Here is a 3918-nt window from a genome sequence, read left to right as displayed (position 1 = left end):
ATCGAGGCGTTGATGGCGGGGTTGAAGGAGGTCTCCGACAACATCGCCCACGACCTCAAGACGCCGCTGACGCGGCTGCGCAATCGCGCCGAGGAGGCACTGGCGCGATCGGGCAGCGAGAGCGAATACCGCGCGGCGCTGGAGCGGACCATCGAGGAGTCCGACGGGCTGATCCGCACCTTCAATGCGCTGCTGATGATTGCGCGCGCGGAGTCCGGCCAGGCGCGCGGCAACATGGACGATTTCGATGCAGCCGAGGTCGCCAACGGCATCCACGAGCTCTACGAGCCGCTCGCCGAGGATGACGGCATGGCGCTGAAGGTCAGGACCGAACCGACGCCCGTTCACGGCAACCGCGAACTGATCAGCCAGGCGCTCGCCAATCTCGTCGAGAACGCGATCAAATACGGCAAGCCGGTCGCGCAGGCCGCGGGAACCGTGGTCAGCATGGATAGCCGCCAGATCCTGGTCGAGGCGAAGCGCGAGGGCGACCGGGTGCTGCTCAGCGTCACCGATCGCGGGCCCGGAATCCCGGAAGGCGACCGCAAGCATGCCGTGGAGCGCTTCGTGCGCCTGGAGACGAGCCGGACACTACCGGGGTCCGGTCTCGGCCTCAGCCTTGCGTCCGCGGTCGCCACGCTGCACGGCGGCGAATTGAAGCTGGGCGATGCCCATCCGGGCCTCGTCGCCACGCTCGTCTTGCCCGCGCGCGCCGGTGCCGGCGACAGGGTTGCTCCGGCGATGCAGGATGTGCCACAGAAGGTGGCATGAAACTCTCCGCGCCGGGAAACGCGGACAAGCATGGTGCAACTCTCGCCGCGCGATTTGCGGAGGGCCCCCATGTTGCCGCTTCCGCAACCGCCGAACAGCGTCTCCGCGACTGGCTGGCCGAGCTCGAGCCGCAGCACGTCGCGGCAATCGATGCCGCGCTGGTTCATCCCCTGGCCAGGACCATCCTGGCCGGAATCGCCGAATTCTCGCCCTATCTGTTCGATCTGGTCCGCGCCGATCCCGAGCGGCTGACCCGGCTGCTCGCCTGCGATCCCGACGCGCATCTGGCCTCGCTGATCGAGACCGCCAGGCGGGCGGTGATGGCGGCCCCTGATGAAGCCGAGGTGATGCGGTTGCTTCGCCGCATGAAATCGGAGGCCGCGCTCCTGATCGCGCTGTGCGACATCGGCGGCGTCTGGCCGGTGATGCGGGTGACGGCCGCGCTCACCGATCTGGCTGTCTCCTCGGTGCAGGCGGCACTGCAATTCCTGCTGCGGCAGGAAGCCGCACGCGGCCGGCTGGTGCCGCCGAACCCGGACGCGCCGGAAGAGGGCTGCGGCCTGATCGTGCTCGCGATGGGCAAGATGGGCGCGGGCGAACTGAACTATTCCAGCGACGTCGATCTCATCGTGTTCTTCGATCCGGAGGCGACGACGCTCGCCGATGGAATCGAGCCGCAGCCGTTCTTCGTCCGGGTGACGCAGGGGATCGCGCGCCTGCTGCAGCAGCGGACCTATGACGGCTACGTGTTCCGCGTCGATCTCAGGCTTCGTCCCGATCCATCCTCGACCCAGGTCGCGATCTCCCGCGACGCGGCGCTGAGCTACTACGAGCGGGAAGGGCGCACATGGGAGCGCGCCGCCATGATCAAGGCGCGCGCCTGTGCCGGCGACCTGCGGGCCGGCGAGGCGCTGCTCGCCGAGATCGCGCCCTTCGTCTGGCGCAAGCATCTCGATTTCGCCGCGCTCGCCGACGTCCACGACATGAAGCGGCAGATGCAGACCTACCGCGGCCAGACCGATGTCGCGGTCGAAGGCCACAACGTGAAGGTCGGGCGCGGCGGCATCCGCGAGATCGAATTCTTCGCGCAGACCCAGCAATTGATCGCCGGCGGCCGGCATCCGGAGCTGCGGGTGCGGCCGACGCTGGTGGCGCTCGACGTGCTCGCCGCCAGCAACTGGATCACCACGCAGGCGCGCGATGAGCTCGCGACGGCGTATGAATTCCTGCGCCGGGTCGAGCATCGCCTGCAGATGATCGCCGACGAGCAGACCCATGCGCTGCCCGACGACAAGGAGGCCGTGGAGCGCGTCGCATGGTTCTTCGGCTGTGAGAGCCGGGAGGCCTTTGCGCGCGATCTGTTGCGGCAGCTCGGGATCGTGCAGGGCCACTACGAAAAACTGTTCGAGGGCGATCCGACCGGGACGGCAAGCCTCCCGGCCATCGACTACGGCGCCGGTCCCGACGATCCGCGGCTGCTGCAGCATCTGACGACGCTCGGTTTCAAGAAGCCCGCGGCCGCGGCGCAGACCGTGCGCGACTGGATCACGGGCGACTACAGGGTGTTCCGCAGCGAGGCGACGCGCAGCGCCTTCATCGAGTTCGTGCCGGCGCTGATCGACGGTCTGGCGCATGCCGAGGAGCCCGACGGCGCCGTCGTCGTGTTCGATCAGTTCCTGCAGGCGCTGCAGCGCGGCGGGCGGCTGATCACGCTGCTCAGCCAGAACCGCGACCTCGTCGCTCTGGTGGCGCTGGTGCTGGGCGCCGCCCCGCGGCTCGGCGAGATGCTGGCGCGACAGCCGCAGTTGATGGACGGCCTGATCGATCCGCGCTTCTTCGGCGCGATGCCGGACAAGCAGGAATTGTCGGCGCGGCTCGCGGCCACGGTCAAGGATGCGGATTCCTACGAGGAGTTTCTCGACCGGCTGCGCCTGTTCGGGCAGGAGAGCCTGTTCCTGATCGGCACGCGCATCCTGTCCGGAACGGTCTCGGCGCAGCAGGCGAGCACGGCCTTCGCCGACGTCGCCGAGGGCATCGTCCATACCGTGCACGGCCTGGTCGCCGACCGCTTCGCGGCCCAGCACGGCCGCATCAAGGGCCAGGAGACCGCGATCATCGCGATGGGCCGGCTCGGCAGCCGCGAGATGACGGCATCCTCCGACCTCGACCTGATCCTGCTCTACGATTTCGACGGCGAGCATCCCGACTCCGACGGGCCGAAATCGCTGCAGGGCGCGCATTATTTCGCCCGCTTCACCCAGCGCCTGATCAGCGCCTTCACGACGCGCACCAATTACGGCGTGCTGTACGAGATCGACATGCGGCTGCGACCCTCGGGGCGCGCGGGCCCCGTGGCCTCCAGCATCGCCTCGTTTGCCGACTACCAGGCGCAGGAGGCCTGGACCTGGGAGCACATGGCGCTGACGCGGGCGCGCGTGGTGTCGGCCTCGCCGGAATTTTGCGCGCGGATCGAAGCCGTGATCCGCGACGTGCTGACGCGGCAGCGCGACCGTCTGGCCATCGCCCACGACGTCGCCGACATGCGGCGCGCGATCGCGCAGGAGAAGGGCGAGACCGACCATTGGGATCTCAAATATGCCGCCGGCGGCACGATCGATATCGATTTCATCGCGCAATATCTCCAGCTCGTGCATGCGCACGAGAAGCCGGAGATTCTGGACGTCTCCACGCTGCAGGTACTGGAGAATGCCGCGCGGCTCGGCGTGCTCGCGCAATCGGAGGCCGAAATCCTGCGCGCCGCGGCGCGACTCTATCACGACCTGACGCAGATCTTGCGGCTGTGCGTCAGCGAGGGCTTCAAGGCGGAGACCGCCGGCGTCGACCTGCAGCGCGTGATGGCGCGCGCCGGCGACGCGCCGGATTTCTCCTCGCTGGAGGCGCGGGTGAAGGAGACGCAGGGCGAAGTCCGGCGGGTGTTCACGGCGCTGCTGGAAGGCAAATAGGTCCACTCAATCCGGCAGGAATGCCGCGGCGCCTGTCGCCGTATCGCGCATCTGCCTGATGCGCGCGCCGTAGAGCGCTTCCAATCTCTCGCGCGTCAGTACGTCCGCGACCGGGCCTTCGCCGACCTCTGCGCCCTGGCGCAGGAGATAGGCGCGATCGGCCGCGGCCATGGCGTGATTGGGA

General features: G+C 68.4%; 2 protein-coding genes. Both read left to right on the top strand.

The genetic code is table 11. From position 1 onward, the window contains the following. Positions 1-771 (top strand): HAMP domain-containing sensor histidine kinase (locus tag KGM94_RS24135; RefSeq protein WP_300264906.1); only part of this gene is annotated, 771 nt, incomplete at its 5' end. After that, a complete protein-coding gene (locus KGM94_RS24130) occupies positions 768-3734 on the top strand; it encodes a bifunctional [glutamine synthetase] adenylyltransferase/[glutamine synthetase]-adenylyl-L-tyrosine phosphorylase (protein WP_300264904.1) in 2967 nt (988 codons plus the stop codon). The genes KGM94_RS24135 and KGM94_RS24130, both read left to right, overlap by 4 nt. Positions 3735-3918 lie beyond the last annotated feature (184 nt).

Source organism: Bradyrhizobium sp., assembly GCF_028868675.1.
Lineage (GTDB): Bacteria > Pseudomonadota > Alphaproteobacteria > Rhizobiales > Xanthobacteraceae > Bradyrhizobium.
Note: the sequence above shows the minus strand (reverse complement) of the source record. Positions and strands in the feature narration are given on the sequence as shown.